The sequence below is a fragment of the Paenibacillus campinasensis genome, from assembly GCF_002272015.1.
Lineage (GTDB): Bacteria > Bacillota > Bacilli > Paenibacillales > Paenibacillaceae > Paenibacillus_AQ > Paenibacillus_AQ campinasensis.
The window spans coordinates 25,271-45,356 of the sequence record NZ_NPBY01000034.1 but is presented as its reverse complement, the minus strand read 5'-3'; the positions used below and the strand labels follow the sequence as shown (position 1 = coordinate 45,356).

Sequence of the window (20,086 nt, the reverse complement as noted above, 5' to 3'; positions counted from 1 at the left end):
GGATTATGTGTTAGAATTATTGACATATATAAATCTTGAGCTATACTGAATTCATATAAGTTAAATGATATGTGAGAGTCGGATACAATGGTGTATCGGCTTTGAGGCAACGGCGCCCTTTTCCTGAACGAACGGAAAAGGGCTTTTATATTTTCTGACATCGAATTAACACAGGGTGGAGGCGGCCGCATGAACAAGAGAAAGAAGTTGATTGTAGTTGGCAATGGTATGGCAGGGGTCCGGTGCATCGAGGAAATCGTGAAGCTTGCGCCTGAACGGTATGAAATCATCGTGTTTGGTGCCGAGCCGCGCCCCAATTATAACCGTATCCTGTTATCCAAAGTTCTCGAGGGGCAGCATGCTTTTCAGGACATTGTTCTGAATGACTGGTCCTGGTACGACCAGCACGGAATCCGGCTTCACGCTGGTGAGACGGTATCCTTTATCCATACACAATCCCGCTATATAGAGACCGTCTCCGGGATGAAGGAGAGTTATGATGCACTTATTGTGGCAAGCGGCTCGACACCCTTCATCCCGCCGATATCCGGGACGGATAAAGCAGGCGTTCTGACATTTCGAACGGTGGATGACTGCGTCAAGATGAAGGAATTGTCCAACACCAGTTCCAAAGCGGCTGTCATCGGCGGAGGTTTGCTGGGGCTGGAGGCGGCTCGCGGCTTGCTGAATCTGAACCTCGAGGTCGATGTCATTCATAACGCTCCTTATATAATGAATCGTCAATTGGATGCGATGTCGGCCCGTATGCTGCAGAAGCAGCTTGAGGAACAGGGGATGCGATTTCATCTGTCCCGGGAGACCACCCGAATTACAGGAAGAGCGAAGGTCAAGGGACTTCGTTTCTCCGACGGCGCAATCCTCGATGCGGATATGGTTGTGATGGCAGTCGGAATCCGGCCGAATATCGAGCTTGCGATGAGAAGCGGCATTCATACCCGGCGGGCTATAGTTGTGGATGATTATATGCGAACGAATGTCCCCGATGTCTATGCGGTGGGCGAGTGCGCCGAGCATCGCGGAATCAGCTACGGGCTGGTTGCTCCGCTGTATGAACAAGGCAAGGTGCTGGCCCGGGTGCTGTGCGGGATGGATACGCCGCCTTATACCGGGTCTATTCCGTATTCTCAATTGAAAGTGTCCGGGGTAGACGTCTTCTCTGTCGGTGAAATTGGCGGGGAGAATATCGATACGGCCATGCAATCCTATAACATGATTGACGGGACGTATAAGAAGGTCACGATGCGGCATGGCATAGTGGCAGGGGCTATTCTGTTCGGTGATCCATCGGAAGGCCCATCTCTTCTGGGATTGGTGAAGCGTGCAGCCCCTGTATCCGAGCTGATCCGGGAGGAGGCGGGAGGGATGACCGCAGCCGAGGCTGCAGCAGATGCTCTGCCGGAACATGAGACAGTCTGCTCCTGCAACGGGGTCAGCAAAGGGATCATTATGCAGGCCATTCTGTCTGACGGACTTGAGACGGTCGCCGAGGTGAAAGCGAGCACGAAGGCTTCCGGCTCTTGCGGAGGCTGCGCACCAGCGGTCGCAGCGCTAGTGAAGCTGGCGAAGGCAGGGGGACAACGACAACGGAGCCAGAAGTCGAGGTCGAACACTGCAGACCGCTCGTCAGCTAAAGCTGTATGCCGCTGCACAGACCTGAGCCATGCGGCCTTGCGTCAAGCTATTGACGAAGCGATGCTGCAGGCACCGGCTTCCATATCCGACCTGATGGGAGCGTTGGGGTTTGCGAATCCTGCTGGCTGCGGCATATGCCGTCCGGCTGTGCGCTATTATGCTGAACTGGCTGCTGTGGATCGTATAGGGAATCCGGAGACCGTTCAGTCTGTTGGCGCTTCCGACTCGGCACCCGAGGATACGAGTTATCGCGGTGTGCACATTCGGACCGGGGACCCCGCGGAGCGGACGGACGCCGATGTTGAAAGGGGGATGCGCTGGATCGAGGAACAGCTGATGAGGGACTGGGCGAATCTGTCATTGCCCTATCCGGTGACGGCGGGCATAGCGGAGAGCACGCATGGCGCCGTCAGCGTCCTCGTGCAGGGGATCGGCATCGCAGCTTCTCCCGCTGGCTGGGAGGTGTATCTGGGCGGACATGCGCAGCATCCTGTACGAGAAGCCCAGCTTGTCGGATTGGCAGAAGAGGCGGGGGAGGCGGTGCGGCTCGCCTCGGCTTGTCTGCAGTGGTATCGCCAGAAGAGCCGGTTTGGCGAGCCGCTGTGGCAATGGGTGGATCGCGAAGGCATCGTACCGATCCGGGAACATGTGCTGGATGCATGCCTGCAGCAAGAGCTTGCCGACAAGCTGATCGGAAACAGCAAGCGGTATGATGCGAACCTGGCGTCAGGCCATCGTTATGAGGCGAAGGTGCTTGGATGATTCACTGACTACGATTCAAACATGTGTCATATAGGAAACTCCATCAATGATAGGAAGAGGTGTGGAGAGTGAAACAGAGACAAACATTTGCCTATGCAGGCACACGGCCCGAAGCGGCTACACAGTGCCCATTCTGCAGCGTACAGTGCAAAATATCGGTGGAGGAGGTTTCCGAAAGCATTGCCGGTCAGCGGCGGGCAGCGTTCAGTGTGGAGGGCGTGCCGAACGCAGCCTCCCAGGGGCGAGCCTGTGTGAAGGGAATGAACGCCCACCAGCATGCGCTGCACTCGGAACGCTTGCAGCATCCGCTCATCCGCAGAGACGGGGAGCTTGTGCCTTGCACCTGGGATGAGGCGATTGCGGAAATCGCCGGCCGTTTTCAGGAGGCCTCCGCGCTGCACGGTCCGGATGCGCTGGGCGTGTACGGCGGCGGTTCACTCACCAATGAAACGGCATACTTGCTGGGGAAATTCGCCAGAGTGGCGCTCGGCACCCGCTATATCGATTATAACGGCCGCTTCTGCATGTCGGCTGCTGCGTCTGCCGGTGTCAAAACATTCGGCATGGACCGGGGGTTAACCTTCCGGCTGGCGGATATTCCACTGGCGAAGTGCATCATTCTGGCGGGCACCAACATTGCCGAGTGTCAGCCCACCCTGATGCCTTATTTCAACGAGGCGAAGGAGGCAGGTGCACAGCTGATTGTCATCGATCCGAGGAGAACGGCGACCGCAGCAGCGGCGGATCTGCATCTGCAGATCCGTCCGGGAACGGATCTATCGCTTGCGAACGCTCTGCTGAAAGTCGTGATGGAGGAGGGGCTGATTGACGAAGCGTTCATTCGCAGCCGAACGAATGGTTATGACGATCTGCTCGCATACATGGCGAAGGTTGATGTGGATGTGGCTGCAGCAAGATGCGGGGTGGAGCCGGGGATGATCCGGGAAGCTGCCCGCGCTTTTGGCATGGCAGAGACGGGCATGGTGCTGACAGCCAGGGGCGTTGAACAGCAAACGGATGGCCATCTGGCGGTTCGTCATTTCCTCAATCTGGTGCTTGCAACCGGCAAAATCGGGAGGGAAGGCTGCGGCTACGGGGCCGTTACCGGCCAGGGCAATGGCCAGGGAGGACGGGAGCATGGCCAGAAGGCAGACCAGCTTCCGGGCTACCGATCCATTGAGAATGAAGCGGACCGTGCCTACATCGCTTCCGTATGGGGAGTGGAGCCTTCCAGCTTGCCGGGGAAAGGGGTGTCTGCCTACGAGATGATGGAGCTGGTGCATCAGGGCGTGATAAAGTCCTTGTTCGTGATGGGCTCCAATCCAATCGTATCCAATCCGAATGCAGAGCTGGTTGCCGAAGCACTTAAACAACTTGATTTTCTGGTGGTGGCCGATATGCTCATGTCCGAAACAGCCCGCATGGCCGATCTGGTGCTGCCAGTGACGTCCTACATGGAGAATGAAGGGACGCTGACCAATCTGGAAGGCAGGGTGCTGCTGCGAGAAGCGTCGCGTCCGGCACCGGGTGAGGCTCGGCATGATTGGGACATCCTCTGCTCGATTGCAGAGGCGCTGGGCAAGGGCAGGTATTTTCGTTACAAGGATGCTGAGGCGATCTTCAACGAGCTGAGACTGGCGAGCAAGGGAGGGATTGCGGACTATTATGGGATCACGTACGACCGGCTGCGCCGGGAGGAAGGGATATACTGGCCGTGTCCTTCGACGGAGGAGGAAGGCAGCGGGCTGCTCTTCCGCGATAAGTTTGCCCACCCCGATGGAAAAGCGGTGTTCACCGCTGATCAAGGTCCAGCTTGGGCCGGTGTGAACGAGGCGTATCCTCTTATTCTGACAAACGGACGGGTCCTGTATCATTACCTGACCGGAGTACAGACCCGGAGAAGCCCGTCGCTTGCTGCACGAGAGCTGGAGAATTTCGTGGAGCTGCATCCTTATACGGCAGAGCGCTATCACATCCAGGATGGGGAATGGGTGCTGATCCAATCGGAGTTCGGCAGCTTCAAGGTGAGAAGCCGAATCAAGGAGCATATCCGTGAGGATACCCTGTTCGTGCCGATGCATTGGGGCGGCATCCAAAATGTCAACCGGGCTACCCGCCCCGAGCTTGACCCGAATTGTAAAATGCCTGGCTTTAAAACCGCGGCGGTTCGAATCCGCCGATTATAACAGATCGGATTCGTCCTATCTGTTAGGACGCGTCGAAAGATACCGGTCTCAATCATCACGATTGCTGAATTCCGAGCTGCTTATACTTAGCTCCGCGCCAATGGCTCCGAGAATGGCAGCGATCGCGGCCGAGATGACTGTGAGATTGAGAATCAGTTCCTTTTTGAGATACTCCATCCTATCGAACTCCTATCCGCAATGAACGAAATCTATGAATCTCCTAATCACTGGATGTTCATTTACAGCACTATACCATATAATAGTAACAACTCAAAATATAGAAAGGATGTTCGATATGAGCAGTAATGCCATCATTCATTCCGTTATATTTTCATTAAAGCATGAGCAGGGTTCAGAAGAAGAGCAGCGCTTTTTGGAGGATGGGCGGACTGCGCTCAGCGCGATTCCTACCGTAAAGAATTTTCAAGTATTCCGGCAGATCAGCCCCAAGAATACCTATCATTTCGGCTTTTCCATGGTGTTTGACAGTGAAGCTGATTATGAAGCTTACAATGTTCACCCGAATCATGTGGCGTTTGTAAAAGAGCGGTGGGAGCAGGAAGTGACGCAATTCTTGGAAATTGATTATAACGAAATATAACGCAAGTCAAGGAGCGTTTCCCGACAGATCGTCGGGGAATGCTTTTTTTTATTATGCAGCGAATGTGATCATGGCCGCGAAGGTGGTGCCGCTGTCACAGATCGTTTGAATTTGGTATGACGGCAATCACAAGCGGAGACACCTCCTTCTATATACTTGATGGTAAGCAAGACGATTGCAACAGGAATGGGGGAGTGAAACATGAGTACATTAACACTTCAAACGCAAGTATCTGATATTGTGACAGCCGTACCACAGACCGCCGATGTATTCCGTCAGCTTCGGATTGATTTTTGCTGTGGCGGACAAGTTTCATTGGAAGAGGCCGCCCTTGGCCGGGGACTGGACCCGGTTAAAGTGCTGGAGCAAGCACAGCTTGTGGAGCGGAAATTTGCGGAATATCAGCAGCATCGTCCGGCCGAACTGACAGCGCTTGAGCTGATCGACCATATCCAGAAGAAGCATCACGCTTTTCTAATGGAAGAGTTGCCTGCGCTGGTGCCCTATGTTACGAAGCTGGCGCGTGTTCATGGAGGTGCACATCCGGAGCTGCTTCGGGTACAGGAGCTGTTCTCGGATTTGAAGCGAGAGCTGCTGGATCATACCCAGGATGAGGATGAGGTGGTGTTCCCATTAATCACACAATTTGTAAGCGGGCCGGGTTCGGAAACGGCGGCGGCGCTGAAACCGCATCTGTCCGAGCTGGAGGATGAACACGAATCGGCTGGTCAACTGTTGAAAGAAATGCGGGAAGTCACCAGCGATTATGAACTGCCAGCAGATGCTTGCGGCACTTACCGTCTTGTCTATCAGCGCTTATCCCTTCTGGAGAAAGATACGTATGACCATATTCATCTGGAGAACAATATTCTATTCCGAAACGTTCGCGCTGCGATGTAAATCGAGGAGTTTGATACCGCGGTGTGGCTGGAACGCACACGTATCAGTTATAGATTTCACGAGTAGAAGTAGAGACCTCGCCATCGGCGGGGTCTTTTTCGTGCCAGAATGCCCGATTGCCAGAATGCCCGGTTGCACCCATGCGCCCATGCCCCCATGTCAGCCCTTCTTCAAGCTTAGCACCGTTATCCCGATGGATCAGGGGGACAGGCATTCATCCGCAAAACAAGGGAGTTCGCCAAGCGATATAGGAGTTTCCCTAATAGGAGGGGAGGGGGCCGCTTCTTCATAATAAGATTATACGAATGGACGACGCATTGATTCCCCGCCAATCATCGTCATTCAAGCAGAAGGAGTGGAGCGTCCTATGAAACGAAACAAGGGACTGAGGTTCTTCAAAAGGGTGGAAAGCTATTCGGACAATTGGTCCATTCTTGAGGAGAAGAGCCGGGAATGGGAGAACATGTACCGCAGCCGCTGGTCGCATGACAAGGTGGTGCGAACGACGCATGGGGTTAACTGCACCGGTTCCTGCAGCTGGAAGGTGTTCGTGAAGAACGGCATTATTACTTGGGAAAACCAGCAGATCGACTACCCTTCCTGCGGGCCGGACATGCCGGAATTCGAGCCTCGCGGCTGCCCGCGCGGCGCGTCGTTCTCCTGGTATGAGTACAGCCCGCTGCGCGTGAAATATCCGTATATGCGCGGCCGATTGTGGCGTCTGTGGAATGAGGCGCTGAAGCAGCATAGTAATCCTGTCGCTGCCTGGGCCAGCATTGTGGAGGATCCCGCGAAATCAAGACAGTACAAAGCGGCGCGAGGCAAGGGCGGTCATGTCCGGGTGTCCTGGCAGGATGCGACCCAGCTGATCTCCGCCCAATTGATATATACGATACGCAAATACGGACCGGACCGTATCGCAGGCTTCACGCCAATTCCGGCAATGTCGATGATCAGCTACGCCTCCGGTGCCCGTTTCATTTCTTTGCTCGGAGGCGAGATGCTGAGCTTTTACGACTGGTATGCCGATCTGCCGCCGGCTTCTCCACAAATTTGGGGAGAGCAGACCGATGTTCCGGAATCGAGCGACTGGTATAACGCCGGCTATCTCATGATGTGGGGTTCCAATGTGCCGCTGACGCGCACGCCGGATGCACATTTCATGACCGAGGTTCGCTATAAGGGAACCAAGGTTGTCTCCGTTGCCCCGGATTACGCCGAGAATGTGAAGTTTGCCGACAACTGGCTGGCGCCAAACCCTGGAACCGATGCAGCCATTGCCCAAGCCATGACCCATGTCATTTTGGATGAATATTACCATAAGCGTCAGGAGCCGATGTTCCTGAATTATGCCAAACAGTATACGGATATGCCGTTTCTAATACTGCTTGAGGAGTTCGAGGACGGTTATAAAGCAGGCCGCTTCCTGCGGGCAAGCGATCTGTGGGAAACGTCGCCGCCGCATGCTGAGTGGAAGCCGGTTCTCATCGATGAAACGACGGAGGAAATCCTGGTGCCGAACGGAACGATGGGTCAGCGCTGGGAGGAAGGGAAGCCGTGGAACCTGATTCTGGAGCGCGAGGACGGCTCGGTCATCTCGCCTTCGCTTTCGGTTGAGCCTCATGGCGGAAGCTATCAAACGATTCATTTTCCATACTTTGATCACGATGGCGGCGGTACGTTCAAACGGATGATTCCTGCCAAAACCATTCAGCTGGCTGACGGAACGCAGTGTCTTGCAGCCACCGTGTACGACCTGATGCTGAGCCAGTACGGTATCCGGCGAACGGGAAGCGAGCTGGAGGCCGGCGGTTATGAAGATGCGACGTCGAAGTACACCCCTGCCTGGCAGGAGAGCATTACGGGTGTGAAAGCCTCCATCGTGGTCCAGATTGCCCGGGAGTTTGCGCAAAATTCACTGGATACAGGCGGGCGTTCCATGATCATCATGGGCGCAGGGATCAATCACTGGTTCAACAGCGACACGATCTATCGCTCTATCCTGAACCTGGTCATTCTTACCGCTTCCCAAGGGGTCAATGGAGGCGGCTGGGCCCACTATGTCGGTCAAGAGAAATGCCGCCCGATTGAGGGCTGGTCGACCGTAGCCTTCGCTAAGGATTGGCAGGGGCCGCCGCGGCAGCAAAACGCAACTTCGTTCTTCTACTTCGCTACCGATCAATGGAAGTATGAGGAGATGGATACCGAGTCCTTGAAATCGCCAACAGGCGGCGATATACGTTACAGCCATCCCGCAGACTATAATGTGCTGGCCGCAAGGCTCGGCTGGCTTCCGTCCTATCCGCAGTTCAATAAGAGTTCTCTGGCGTTTGCGGAGGAGGCGAACCGGCAGGGAAAAACAAGCAACGAGGACATTGTGAAGCATGCTTATGAGCAGATTGTGTCCGGTAAAACAACGTTTGCGGCCGAGGACCCCGATGCGCCGGAGAATTTCCCGCGCACGATGTTTGTGTGGCGCTCCAACCTGATATCCAGCTCGGCCAAGGGGCAGGAATATTTCATGAAACATCTGCTGGGAACATCGGATAACCTGCTCTCCGCTCCGAACGAGGAGCAGAAGCCGAAGGAGATGGTCTGGCGGGAAGAAGCGGTAGGCAAGCTGGATCTGCTGGTTGCCCTTGATTTTCGCATGACGGCGACTCCGATGTATGCCGACGTTGTTCTTCCGGCTGCGACCTGGTATGAGAAGACGGATCTGTCCTCGACCGATATGCACCCGTTTGTGCATCCGTTCAATCCGGCTGTCGATCCGCTCTGGGAATCGAGGTCGGACTGGGACATCTATAGAACGCTTGCCGCGACATTCTCGGAGATGGCGAAGGAGCATTTGCCCGGCGTACACAAAGACCTTGTGGCCACCCCGCTCGCGCATGATTCCGTAAGTGAGATCGCTCAGCCTTACGGGATGGTGAAAGATTGGCGCAAGGGTGAAATTGAGGCAATTCCGGGCAAGACGATGCCGAATCTGACGATTGTGGAACGCGATTATACGAAAGTGTATGACAAGTTCATTTCGCTGGGGCCGCTTCTTTCCAAAGGCAAGGTGGGCGCGCACGGCGTCAGCTTTTCCGTTGCGGAGGAATACGAGGAACTGAAGCGGGTGAACGGCATCTACGAGGACGGGTCGATCAAGCAGGGGCTTCCGAAGCTGTATACGGCACGGGATGCGGCTGAGGTCATACTGTCGATATCGTCAGCTACGAATGGCAGGGTGTCCCAGCGTGCCTGGGAGGCGTGCGAACAGGATACCGGCGTGCAGCTGAAGGATATTTCGGCAGACCGGGCGGCGGAACGCATCACATTCCAGAGCATTACGGCGCAGCCGCGTGAGGTCATCCCGACACCGGTATTCAGCGGATCCAACAAGATGGGCAGAAGATATTCTCCATTCACAACGAATATCGAACGTCTCGTCCCTTTCCGTACGCTGACCGGCAGACAGCATTTTTATATCGATCATGAGATTTTCCTGCAGTTTGGCGAGGCGCTTCCAGTGTATAAACCGACACTTCCGCCGATGGTGTTCGGCCCTCGGGACCGGCAGATTAGCGGCAGCAGTGAGGCGCTGGTGCTGCGCTATTTGACCCCGCACGGGAAATGGAACATCCACAGCACGTATCAGGACAATCTGCACATGCTGACGCTGTTCCGGGGCGGCCCTACGGTATGGCTGAACAATGAAGACGCAGCGGCCCATCATATTGAGGACAACGACTGGCTGGAGGTATTCAACCGCAACGGCGTGGTCACCGCGAGAGCTGTGGTCAGTCACCGGATGCCGAAAGGGACAATGTACATGTACCATGCCCAAGACAAACACATCTACGTCCCGGGCTCTGAGATAACGAAAAACCGCGGCGGGAGCCACAACGCCCCGACCCGAATCCATGTGAAGCCGACGCAGGTCGTTGGGGGCTATGCCCAGCTCAGCTATGGATTCAACTATTACGGACCGATCGGAAACCAGCGGGATGTATACGTGGCTGTCCGCAAAATGAAAGAGGTGGATTGGCTTGAAGATTAAAGCGCAAGTGGCCATGGTGATGAATCTGGACAAATGCATCGGATGCCATACCTGCAGTGTAACCTGCAAGAGCACCTGGACAAACCGGCCCGGAGCAGAGTATATCTGGTTCAACAATGTGGAGACCAAGCCGGGGATCGGCTATCCGGTTCGCTGGGAGGATCAGGAGAAGTACAAGGGTGGCTGGACGCTTAAGAACGGCAAGCTGGAGCTGAAATCCGGCAGCAGGCTGTCCAAAATCGCGCTTGGCAGCATTTTTCACAACCCTGACATGCCGGAGATGAAGGATTATTATGAACCGTGGACTTACAATTACGAGCATCTGACGAATGCCGGAGAGAAGAATAACCAGCCGGTTGCCCGCCCGAAATCCGCGGTAACCGGAGATACGATGGATCTGGAGTGGGGACCGAACTGGGAGGACGATCTGGCGGGAGGCCATGTGACAGGCCCGCGCGATCCGAATATTGAGAAGATCGAGGAAGAGATCAAGTTCAACTTCGAGCAGACGTTCATGATGTATTTGCCGCGGCTGTGTGAGCACTGCCTGAATCCGAGCTGTGTGGCTTCCTGTCCATCCGGAGCGATGTACAAGCGGGATGAGGACGGGATCGTGCTGGTCGATCAGGAGGCTTGCCGGGGCTGGCGCTACTGCATGACCGGCTGTCCATACAAAAAGGTATATTTCAACTGGAAAACGAACAAAGCGGAGAAATGCACCTTTTGTTTTCCGAGAATCGAAGCGGGACTGCCGACGGTCTGCTCTGAAACCTGTACCGGGCGCATCCGCTATCTCGGCGTGCTGCTGTATGACGCGGACCGCGTTCAGGAAGCAGCGTCCATGCCGGATGAGCAGGATCTGTACCAGGCCCAGTGCGATCTGTTTCTGGACCCGAGCGACCCTGCTGTCATCGAGCAGGCACGGGCCGACGGCATCCCGGAGGAATGGATTGAAGCCGCGCAGAAGTCGCCGGTCTATAAACTGGCGATTGAATACAAGCTGGCGTTTCCGCTGCATCCGGAGTACCGGACCCTGCCGATGGTATGGTATGTTCCGCCGCTCAGTCCGATCATGAATGTGTTTGAAGGCAAGGATTCGATCTCGAATCCGGACCTGATCTTCCCGGCGATTGAAGAGATGCGGACGCCGATTCAATATTTGGCAAACATGCTGACCGCCGGGGATACGAACACGGTCAAGGAGGCGCTGCAAAGAATGGCCATGATGCGCTCCATGATGCGTGCGGTCTCCTCCGGTGCAGACTTCGATGAACGCCGGCTGGCACGGGTAGGGCTTACCTCGCATCAAGTCCAAGAGATGTATCGGCTGCTGGCAATCGCCAAGTACGAAGACCGCTTTGTCATCCCTACCTCCCATAAGGAAGCGTATATGGACGTATATCGTTCGCAGGGGGACGAAGGCTTCGGTCTCGGCTGCTCGGGCTGCGGACCTGAAGGTTTCGGAAAAGGCGGCAAGACACAGTACGAAGAAAACTTCTACGGGGGGATATGGCGTGATTGATCTCGAGAAGCTGCATGAACAACAAGCGTTGTTCGCCTTTTATGCCCGGCAGCTGTCCTATCCGGAAAAGATCGACTACCATCCATCGGTCTGGGCCGAAGCGCTGATTGCCGGACATCCTGCTTACCCTGCACTGCAGCAGTACTGGGAGGCTATGCAGACATACAGCATGGAGCAGATTGAAGAGATGTATGTGCAGACCTTTGATTTCCAAAAGAAAACGACATTATATATGACGTACTACCAATATGAGGACAGCCGGGAGCGAGGCTCCCTGCTGGTCCGCCTTAAAGAGGCCTATGAGCTGTTCGGCCTTGAGATCGAAGGTACGGAGCTGTCGGACTATTTGCCGCTGATGTGCGAGTTTCTGTCAGCCGCCGACTGGCGGGGGCACGAGCAGGAAGCCGCGAACATCCTGGGGTTGATGCTGGCGGTTATGGAGGACGGCACCTACCGCTTGCAGCAGGCTCTGAAGGAGGCGGCCAGCCCGTACTTCCATCTTATCAACGGACTGCGCGATACATTTAAGGCGTGTGTCATTCAGGAGGCGCAGGGCACATGAGGATGATAGATCAGTTATTGTGGGTGATTTTCCCCTATATTTGTGTTTCGGTTTTCGTTGTTGGTCACATTTACCGTTACCGGACAGATCAATTCCATTGGACGGCAAAGTCGAGCGAATTCGTCGAGAAAAGAAGACTGAAGGCAGGCAGCCTCATGTTTCATATGGGCATCATTCCGGTAATTGCCGGCCATGTAGCGGGGCTTGGCATTCCCCAGTCCTGGATGGAAGCGATCGGGGTGAACGAGCATCTCTATCACATCGGAGCCGTCTATATCGGTGGGGCTTTCGGGTTTTTGACACTGGCCGGGATGGTGCTGCTCACCTTCCGCAGATTCACGATGAAGAATGTGCGACAGCTCAGTTCCGCCTCGGACATGATCGTTAACGTGCTGCTGCTGTTCATTGTGGCGGCAGGCATGTACAGCACGCTCGTCACCAATGCGCTGCAGCCGGATTTCAACTACCGGGAGTCGGTGTCGGTATGGTTCCGCCAGCTCTTTATTCTCCGGCCGGACCCGGGCTTGATGACCGATGTGCCGCTGTCTTTTAAAATTCACATCACCGCAGGCCTGTTCATTTTTGCACTGTGGCCGTTCACCCGGCTTGTTCATGTGTGGAGTGTGCCGTTGAATTATATCGGCAGACGATATATTCTGTATAGAAAGCACCGTAAATATGACATGTAGCTAAAGGGAAGGCTGATCGCGGCCTTCTTTTCTACATCAGAGGAGTTAGGGGTATGACCATGACGAATCTCCATTCATTTCATTATCAGCAGGAGATTGACGGCATTCGGAGCAGGTTTCAATTCGACTTTGTGTCATTGGCGCTCGTGCAGCCGGCTGAAGACCGGTTTGTGCTTACATGGCAGTACGTTTCGGGGAACAGGAACGACCGGTACAAGCGGATCGTGCTCCATTCCGGCAAAGGCGTCGCCGGGATCGTATTTAAAACCGGGAAAGCGATGCTGATTCAAAATGTCAGTGCCGATATCGAAGCCAAGGATTTATTCAATTATCCGATCATTGTATCAGAACAGTTGCGGAGTCTTGGCGCCTTGCCTTTATGGGAGGGATCCCGCGTCATTGGCGTGCTTCTGGTCGGCTTCCGGAAGGAGAACGAACTGGATGAGGCGTCCTTTGCCCGATTCCAGAACAGCCTCGGAGCCTCATTGGGCGCTTTTCAAATCAGGGAGGTGTCGCAGCCTTGAACGCTTTGAGCGGAGAACGGCTAGGCGAGTTGATGAACAAGCTGTACCGGAACAGCATGGAAGCGATGATCTTCATCGACCAGGAGGGCAAGGTGATCGATATGAATCCTGCGGCGGAGCAGATTATCGACCCGCGAGTCATTGAGCAGATCCGCACAGGGGCAGATCCCTCCTTCTGTCAAACCTGTGAAGGCTATACCGATGAACAGGAACTGATCTCCTGTGCCCGGTGCTATCTGGATTATCCGCAGGGGGAATTTTCTTCTTTTCAGGTGTTTCTCAAGACTAGGGACGGGGGTGTCGTTCCGTTTGCCGCCAGCTACCATACGATTGATGAGGCTCGGGGGGGGCGGGTGTTGATGCTTCTGGATCTGACCAAGCAGCAGAAAACGCAGGAGATGCTGCAGCGCAATCATATGCTTAAATATGTCATTAAAGCGCAGGAGGACGAGCGCAAGCGAATATCCCGCGAGCTGCATGACAGCGTGGCTCAGGAGCTGCTCAGTTCGCTGGTCGATCTGCGCGTCATTAAATATATGGATGTCGGGGAGGATGTGCTGAAGAAGCTGCAGCATACCGAGCAGTCTTTGACACGGCTTCTGGATGATATCCGGCACTTGTCGGTAGAGCTGCGCCCTTCCTCCCTGGATGATCTGGGCCTCGAAGCAGCCTTCCGTTCTCATTTCAAGTGGCTGGAGAAAAATTACGGTCTGCTGGTGAAGTTCTCGGCCGAGCTTGCGGCGGCCCGGTACGGCAGCGAGCTGGAGACGGTCGTTTATCGGGTGTGCCAGGAGGCGCTGCTGAACGCCCTGAAGTACTCGGGTGTGGATGAAGTGTACGTACGGCTGTGCGAAGAGAACGGCCATCTGCTGCTGACGGTCCGCAATGAAGGCGTAGGCTTTGATATGGTCATTGACGAGGCGAAGGGAACCGGCCTCGGTTTGTATGGGATGCGCGAACGCGCCGAGCTGGTGGGCGGCCAGTTTATGCTTCGTTCGGCACTCGGGGAAGGAACGACGGTTCAGCTCAGCATTCCGCTGTCCCGGGCAGAGCAGCAGGAGGTGGGATGATGAGGATTGTGATTGCGGACGATCATGCTGTTGTTCGGAGCGGATTTACGATGATATTGAACTATCAGGAAGACATGGAAGTGGTAGCGACGGCAGCGGACGGTCTGGAGGCTTATGCGATGGTGGCTCAGCACCGGCCGGATGTGCTGCTGATGGATTTAAGCATGCCGCCCGGGGAAAGCGGACTGATCGCCACCGGCAAAATCAGCAGCGAGTTTCCTGACACGAAAATTATCATTTTAACGATGTATGATGACGAAGATTATTTGTTCCATGTTCTGAAGAACGGCGCAGCGGGCTATGTACTGAAAAATGCACCGGACGACGAGCTTGTCTCGGCCATTCGCATGGTTCATGCAGGCGGCACCTATATCCATCCGCAGATGGCGACCTCCCTGGTGCGGGAATTCATCAAAAAGGACAGCGAGAGCGCCGAGCAGGATCCGTTCAACAGCCTGTCCAGGCGAGAGGTCGAAATATTGCCGCTGATCGCCAAAGGTTACGGCAACAAGGAGATCGCCGAGAAGCTGTATGTTTCCGTCAAGACAGTGGAAGCGCATAAGGCCAAAATTATGGAGAAGCTCAATTTGAAGAGCCGGCCGGAGCTGGTTGAATATGCGCTGAAAAAAAAGCTGCTTGATTTTTGATTTCCTCCGCCAGGCAGGGGGAGAGGTTTCGGCGCCTTGAAGTTATCCATTCATCATAATAGGGAAGTTCCTTGCTCAGGTTCAGGGAACTTCCCTATTATTTTTGTGAATAAGTGCACTTACAATGAAAACGGGGATCAATCGTAAGAGCCATTCATTATGCACAGAAAAGGTGATTAGAATGATCAAGAAGCTGCAGCTGCCGCTGCAAACGATGAATCTGGTGCTTGGGTTTATGGTATGGGTGATCATCTCGGCGCTGCTGCCCTTTATTCGGGAGGATATCGCCATCCCGGCTGACCGGATCGCCATCTTGACCGCCATCCCGGTTGTGCTCGGGTCCGTCTTGCGGATTCCGCTTGGCTATTACGCCAATGTGGTAGGGGCACGGATTGTGTTTATTGTCAGTTTTATTCTGCTGCTGTTTCCGGTGTATTTCATCAGCACGGCTTCAAGTGTAACGCACCTGGTAATCGGCGGCCTGTTCCTGGGGATTGGCGGCGCGGTATTCTCGGTAGGGGTTACCTCTCTGCCCAAATACTATCCGAAGGAAAAGCTGGGACTGGTTAACGGCATTTACGGGATGGGCAACCTGGGAACGGCCATCACGACATTTGCTGCACCGGTCATCGCTACCCAGATCGGATGGTCGGCTACAATCCAAATGTACTTGATATTGCTGCTCGTCTTTGCGGCATTAAACGCCGTACTGGGCGACCGGAAGGAGCCGAGGGTGAAAACCCCGGTGATGGAGCAGATCAAGGGTGTATATAGAAATGATAAGCTCTGGTATTTCTCGCTGTTTTACTTTATTACGTTCGGTTCATTCGTGGCCTTTACCGTATATTTGCCGAACTTTCTGGTCAGTCATTTCGAGCTGTCGAAGGTGGATGCAGGGCTGAGAACAGCCGGTTTCATCCTGATCGCCACCTTCCTCCGTCCGGTGGGCGGCTGGCTTGCGGATAAATTCAAGCCGCTGTTTCTGCTGATGGGGGTATTTATCGGCATGACCTTGGCGGCGGTTCTCCTGGCGTTCTCGCCGTCCATCGCGCTGTACACGGTTGGATGCTTAACCATCGCGGTATGCGCTGGGCTTGGCAACGGCATTATTTTCAAGCTGGTGCCGCTTTATTTCAATAAACAGGCGGGCATTGTCAATGGTATCGTGTCGATGATGGGCGGCCTGGGGGGATTCTTCCCGCCGCTGATGCTTTCCTTCATTCATTCGGCAACCGGCCAATACTCAATCGGCTTCATGGCGCTGTCCCAGGTTGCACTAGCCAGCTTTGTACTGGTTGTGTGGATGTATTATCAGGATAAGCTCGCAGTGACCTCCCAGGTGTTCAACTCTACCGGCCAGGGCATTCTGGTCACGGATGCGAAAGGGCGTATCTATGCTGTAAATCCTGCCTTCACAAGACTAACAGGCTATGCGGAAGAGGAAGTGCTTGGCAGAAACCCAAGTCTGCTTAAATCCGGAAGGCAATCGCCGCAGTTCTACCAGTCGATGTGGGCGGAGATAATGGAGAAGGGCAGCTGGCAGGGTGAAATTTGGAACCGGAGAAAGAACGGGGAACAGTATTTGGAGCTGTTGACGATCAATGTGGTGAAGGATGAGACGGGGGAAATCGTGCACTATGTAGGCACCTTCAGCGATATTACAGACCGCACGCCAGGCGCTTCAGCCATGGAAGACCGCGTGGCTAAACCTTGATCCAGCGTTCAAATCGTAGTGGAAAGGTGGCGAAGGTATGAAGGAGTCGAGAATTGTAATCCCCCGCGAGCATGGAGGCTGGGCTATGCTTGCCGTGCCTTATATGATCGGCACGATGGCGGCACAGCCGATCCTGCTTCACGTGCCGCTCTTTCTGGCCTGGCTGCTGCTCTATCTGGCGTCGTACCCACTGCTGCAGGCTCTGAAGAAGGGGAGCAGGCAAAGAAGCTGGATCAGATGGGGGATTGGCTATGGCGCTGCGGCGGTCATTATGCTCATCCCGGTTGTGCTGCAGGAGCCGTGGCTGTTCGGGTATGCTCCGGTCTTGCTGCTGTTCATCATGGTTAACATATGGCATGTGCTCCGGAAGAAGGAGCGTGCGCTCTTTAATGATATCTGTGCAATACTGCTGTTTTGCACAGGCGGGGCTGCTGCCTACATGCTGGGGGGAGGCGGGTTTGATGCCGGACTCGCAGCTGTGGTGTTGTTAAACTTTCTGTACTTTACGGGGACGGCATTGTTCGTGAAATCGGTGTTCCGCGAGCGGAAGAACAGGCGGTATACATACTACTCCAAAGCTTATCATGCTGTGATTCTGCTCGTTCCGTTCCTGCTCGGCTATCCCTGGCTGACGCTGGCTTTCCTGTTTCCGTTGGCGCGCGCGCTGGTGCTTTCCGGGAAGGTCATCAAGCCGATGAAGGTTGGCATACTCGAAATTGCCGGAGCGGTGCAGTTTCTCGTGCTGGCCATGATCTTTCTCCATATGTGAAAAAAACCTCCAAGAGCAAGGCCAATCTGTTCCAGATTGGCGCTCTTGGAGGTTTGTTTATGATAGGAACCTGTTAACATGCCCGTACAAGCTTGTTACGGTAGAATGTTACCCGCTGCGCGATATACTTCGTACCATTCTTGACGCGTCAAGGTGATATGAGTAGCCTTAATGCAGTCTTTCAGACGCTCGGTATTCATCGTCCCGATAATCGGCTGCATGTTGGCCGGATGGCGGAGCAGCCATGCAATGGCGATCGTGGTATTGGTGACGCTGTATTTCTCGGCCAGCTCGTCGATCTTCTGATTCAGCTCCGGGAATTTGTCACTGCCCAGGAAGACACCCTCGAAGAATCCGTACTGGAACGGAGACCAAGGCTGGATAGTGATGTCATGCAGCCTGCAGAAGTCAAGCACGCTGCCGTCGCGGTTGACAGCCGACGCATTCTCCATATTGACGTTAATGCCGCTGGAGATCATGGTGGCGTTGGTGATGCTAAGCTGCAGCTGGTTGGCTACAATCGGCTGTTTGACCGACTTCTGGAGCAGCTGGATTTGCATCGGGTTCTGGTTGGAGACACCGAAATGCCGAACCTTTCCGGAACGCTCCAGCTGATCGAATGCTTCAGCTACTTCCTCGGGCTCAACGAGCGCATCAGGGCGATGAAGCAGCAGCACATCCAGGTAATCGGTCTTCAGTCTGCTCAGAATGCCGTCAACCGAAGCGAGAATATGCTCTTTGGAGAAATCGAACATCCCTTGCCGAATACCGCATTTGGATTGCAGAATCATCTGCTCGCGAACGGTCGGATTCATCTGAACAGCATCTGCGAAGATTTCTTCGCAGGCACCGCCTCCATAAATATCAGCATGATCGAAGAAGTTGGCGCCTTCCTCCATCGCTGTGCGTACGAAGCGTTCCGCTTCTGTTTTATCCAATGAATTGATCCGCATGCACCCTACGGCGACCGCGGGAACTTCAAGTGAGCTGCTTCCGAGTGTAATCGTTCTCATGTGTGGGATCCTCCTAATTAAAGTATGTAGTGCAGCACTTCCTCTCTATTGTGACAGGAGGGAACGGAATGTCAAGCGTTCGGAGCGATAAAAACAACACCAGTCAAACGAGCAGGCATGAAGTCGAATCCGGTGATGTCACAAGCCTGTGGAACACCAAAAAACCCGCGTTCATATAATAAGAAGAACCATCCATGCAATTGGAGGGGATCGATCATGAATGAAGAAGACAATCAACGCCTCGTTACGCTTATCGTTGTCATTGTAATCCTGGCATCCCTGATCGGGGGATTGGGCGGATCAAGCATCCTTGGAGGAGCAGGCAGTCCTATCGTTATCGTGTAGTGGGGAGGTGGGGAGCCCGTGAGAATAAATGGCAAGAACGGCAACAACGGAAATAACGGTAGAAGCAGAGCAAAAAGCAAAAAAAAAACCTCGCTCCCCAATCTGTCTCCACAGGAAATCGCCGTGATCGTGGGTATTCTGACCAATGCGCTGGAGGTTGAATCCGTCCTGGTCGACCGGGACCAGAAGGTGGCCATTGTACTTGCAGGCTCTCTTCGGAGAAGGACAGAGGCGGATCGGCTGGCTGAGGAGATAGGCAATGTGAGCGTGGGCGATCTTATTAATGCTTTAATACGAAGATGATGCAGCGATAAGGCAATTATTCGATCAGCCCTAATTCCTGATAGACTTTGGAGCTGACAACACCGTTTTCGGGGAGGCCGAGGTCCCGTTGATACCGTCTTAGTGCTGCTGTGGTATTAGCGTCAAATTTGCCGTCACACATACCGTCATAATAACCGGCACTTTTCAAGCGGTTCTGGACGAGCTGTACATCTCCTCCGATATCGCCTGCAGCAAGGTTTCTTGGACTCTGCATCCAATCTCCGAGCACATGGCCGAATATAGTAACTTTAGTGCCAATGGGGACGAGATCGAACAGTTCTATGACCTCATGATTATACATGCGGATGCATCCATGACTTCTATGCTGGCCGATGGAATAGGGCTTGTTCGTGCCGTGAATGCCGTAATGTCCCCATGGAACATTCAGCCCGAGCCAGCGAGGCCCGTAAGAGGGTCCCCAATTTTTGCCTTTATAAGTGATGAGGTATTCTCCTACTGGCGTTGGCGTGGATGGGTTTCCTACGGCAACCCGGTAGGTTTTTATTATCTTGCCCTGCTTTGACACGACAAGCTTGTGGTGAGAGGGATAGATATCAATGGTGTATTCTGGATCTTCCGCTATGATCGGCAGGGAGGGATCCGCATAGACGGTATCGGTCCCGATATACATATTGCCTAAAGAGATAAAGAGAACAATCGTCCATATATGGATATGTTTCATTCGAATACGCTTCCCTCTGTCGATAATGATGTTTATGAACACATACGTTAATGCTCATAAGTCATGGGTAATATTCCC

The 20,086-nt window shown here is 54.1% G+C and carries 18 protein-coding genes; 15 read left to right on the top strand and 3 right to left on the bottom strand.

Annotation, left to right across the window (positions count from 1 at the left end; all coding sequences use genetic code 11):
• Positions 1–189 precede the first annotated feature (189 nt).
• Both nirB and nasC read left to right on the top strand, forming a co-directional pair.
• On the top strand, positions 190–2,415 hold the full coding sequence (gene nirB / locus CHH67_RS11550) for a nitrite reductase large subunit NirB (protein WP_095265337.1): 2,226 nt from the start codon (positions 190–192) through the stop codon (positions 2,413–2,415).
• Between the two features lie 59 nt (positions 2,416–2,474).
• Complete coding sequence (nasC, locus tag CHH67_RS11545) at positions 2,475–4,601, top strand: assimilatory nitrate reductase catalytic subunit NasC (protein WP_095265336.1); 2,127 nt, start codon at positions 2,475–2,477, stop codon at positions 4,599–4,601.
• 48 nt (positions 4,602–4,649) lie between these two features.
• On the opposite strand, the gene CHH67_RS27045 is transcribed toward nasC, so the two are convergent.
• Positions 4,650–4,778: a hypothetical protein gene (locus CHH67_RS27045; protein WP_280523034.1), complete on the bottom strand. Its 129-nt coding sequence runs from the start codon at positions 4,776–4,778 to the stop codon at positions 4,650–4,652.
• Between the two features lie 118 nt (positions 4,779–4,896).
• On the opposite strand from CHH67_RS27045, the gene CHH67_RS11540 reads away from it, so the two are divergent.
• The 11 genes from CHH67_RS11540 (at position 4,897) to CHH67_RS11490 (ending at position 17,644) form a co-directional block, all read left to right on the top strand.
• A complete protein-coding gene (locus CHH67_RS11540) occupies positions 4,897–5,202 on the top strand; it encodes a Dabb family protein (protein ID WP_095265335.1) in 306 nt (101 codons plus the stop codon).
• 201 nt (positions 5,203–5,403) lie between these two features.
• On the top strand, positions 5,404–6,102 hold the full coding sequence (gene ric / locus CHH67_RS11535) for an iron-sulfur cluster repair di-iron protein (protein ID WP_095265334.1): 699 nt from the start codon (positions 5,404–5,406) through the stop codon (positions 6,100–6,102).
• Between the two features lie 367 nt (positions 6,103–6,469).
• Positions 6,470–10,147, top strand: a complete 3,678-nt coding sequence (locus CHH67_RS11530) for a nitrate reductase subunit alpha (protein WP_095265333.1) — start codon at positions 6,470–6,472, stop codon at positions 10,145–10,147.
• Entirely contained in the window at positions 10,137–11,669 is a 1,533-nt protein-coding gene (narH, locus tag CHH67_RS11525) for a nitrate reductase subunit beta (RefSeq protein ID WP_095265332.1), read from the top strand. The genes CHH67_RS11530 and narH overlap by 11 nt, the downstream gene beginning before the upstream one ends.
• The gene (gene narJ, locus CHH67_RS11520) at positions 11,662–12,231 is read left to right on the top strand and encodes a nitrate reductase molybdenum cofactor assembly chaperone (RefSeq protein WP_095265331.1); all 570 of its coding nucleotides are present in this window, start codon (positions 11,662–11,664) and stop codon (positions 12,229–12,231) included. The genes narH and narJ overlap by 8 nt, the downstream gene beginning before the upstream one ends.
• The gene (narI, locus tag CHH67_RS11515) at positions 12,228–12,920 is read left to right on the top strand and encodes a respiratory nitrate reductase subunit gamma (RefSeq protein WP_095265330.1); all 693 of its coding nucleotides are present in this window, start codon (positions 12,228–12,230) and stop codon (positions 12,918–12,920) included. Before narJ ends, narI begins: the two co-directional genes overlap by 4 nt.
• Before the next feature lie 53 nt (positions 12,921–12,973).
• Complete coding sequence (locus tag CHH67_RS11510; protein WP_095265329.1) at positions 12,974–13,444, top strand: GAF domain-containing protein; 471 nt, start codon at positions 12,974–12,976, stop codon at positions 13,442–13,444.
• A 32-nt stretch (positions 13,445–13,476) separates the two neighbouring features.
• Positions 13,477–14,514, top strand: a complete 1,038-nt coding sequence (locus CHH67_RS11505; RefSeq protein WP_425320441.1) for a PAS domain-containing sensor histidine kinase — start codon at positions 13,477–13,479, stop codon at positions 14,512–14,514.
• Positions 14,514–15,161 (top strand): response regulator transcription factor, encoded by a 648-nt coding sequence (locus CHH67_RS11500; protein ID WP_095265327.1) that lies wholly within the window; start codon positions 14,514–14,516, stop codon positions 15,159–15,161. The genes CHH67_RS11505 and CHH67_RS11500 overlap by 1 nt, the downstream gene beginning before the upstream one ends.
• Before the next feature lie 181 nt (positions 15,162–15,342).
• Positions 15,343–16,875: a nitrate/nitrite transporter gene (locus CHH67_RS11495; protein WP_095265326.1), complete on the top strand. Its 1,533-nt coding sequence runs from the start codon at positions 15,343–15,345 to the stop codon at positions 16,873–16,875.
• A 37-nt stretch (positions 16,876–16,912) separates the two neighbouring features.
• Positions 16,913–17,644, top strand: a complete 732-nt coding sequence (locus CHH67_RS11490) for a YwiC-like family protein (protein ID WP_095265325.1) — start codon at positions 16,913–16,915, stop codon at positions 17,642–17,644.
• 95 nt (positions 17,645–17,739) lie between these two features.
• Here CHH67_RS11490 and CHH67_RS11485 read toward each other — a convergent pair whose 3' ends face one another.
• A complete protein-coding gene (locus tag CHH67_RS11485; RefSeq protein ID WP_095265324.1) occupies positions 17,740–18,657 on the bottom strand; it encodes an aldo/keto reductase in 918 nt (305 codons plus the stop codon).
• 216 nt (positions 18,658–18,873) lie between these two features.
• On the opposite strand from CHH67_RS11485, the gene CHH67_RS27040 reads away from it, so the two are divergent.
• Together CHH67_RS27040 and CHH67_RS11480 are read left to right on the top strand one after the other, a co-directional pair.
• Positions 18,874–19,002, top strand: a complete 129-nt coding sequence (locus CHH67_RS27040) for a hypothetical protein (RefSeq protein ID WP_255222942.1) — start codon at positions 18,874–18,876, stop codon at positions 19,000–19,002.
• 18 nt (positions 19,003–19,020) lie between these two features.
• A complete protein-coding gene (locus CHH67_RS11480; protein ID WP_196426448.1) occupies positions 19,021–19,305 on the top strand; it encodes a hypothetical protein in 285 nt (94 codons plus the stop codon).
• 16 nt (positions 19,306–19,321) lie between these two features.
• Here CHH67_RS11480 and CHH67_RS11475 read toward each other — a convergent pair whose 3' ends face one another.
• Positions 19,322–19,957 (bottom strand): L,D-transpeptidase family protein, encoded by a 636-nt coding sequence (locus CHH67_RS11475; protein WP_230875777.1) that lies wholly within the window; start codon positions 19,955–19,957, stop codon positions 19,322–19,324.
• Positions 19,958–20,086 lie beyond the last annotated feature (129 nt).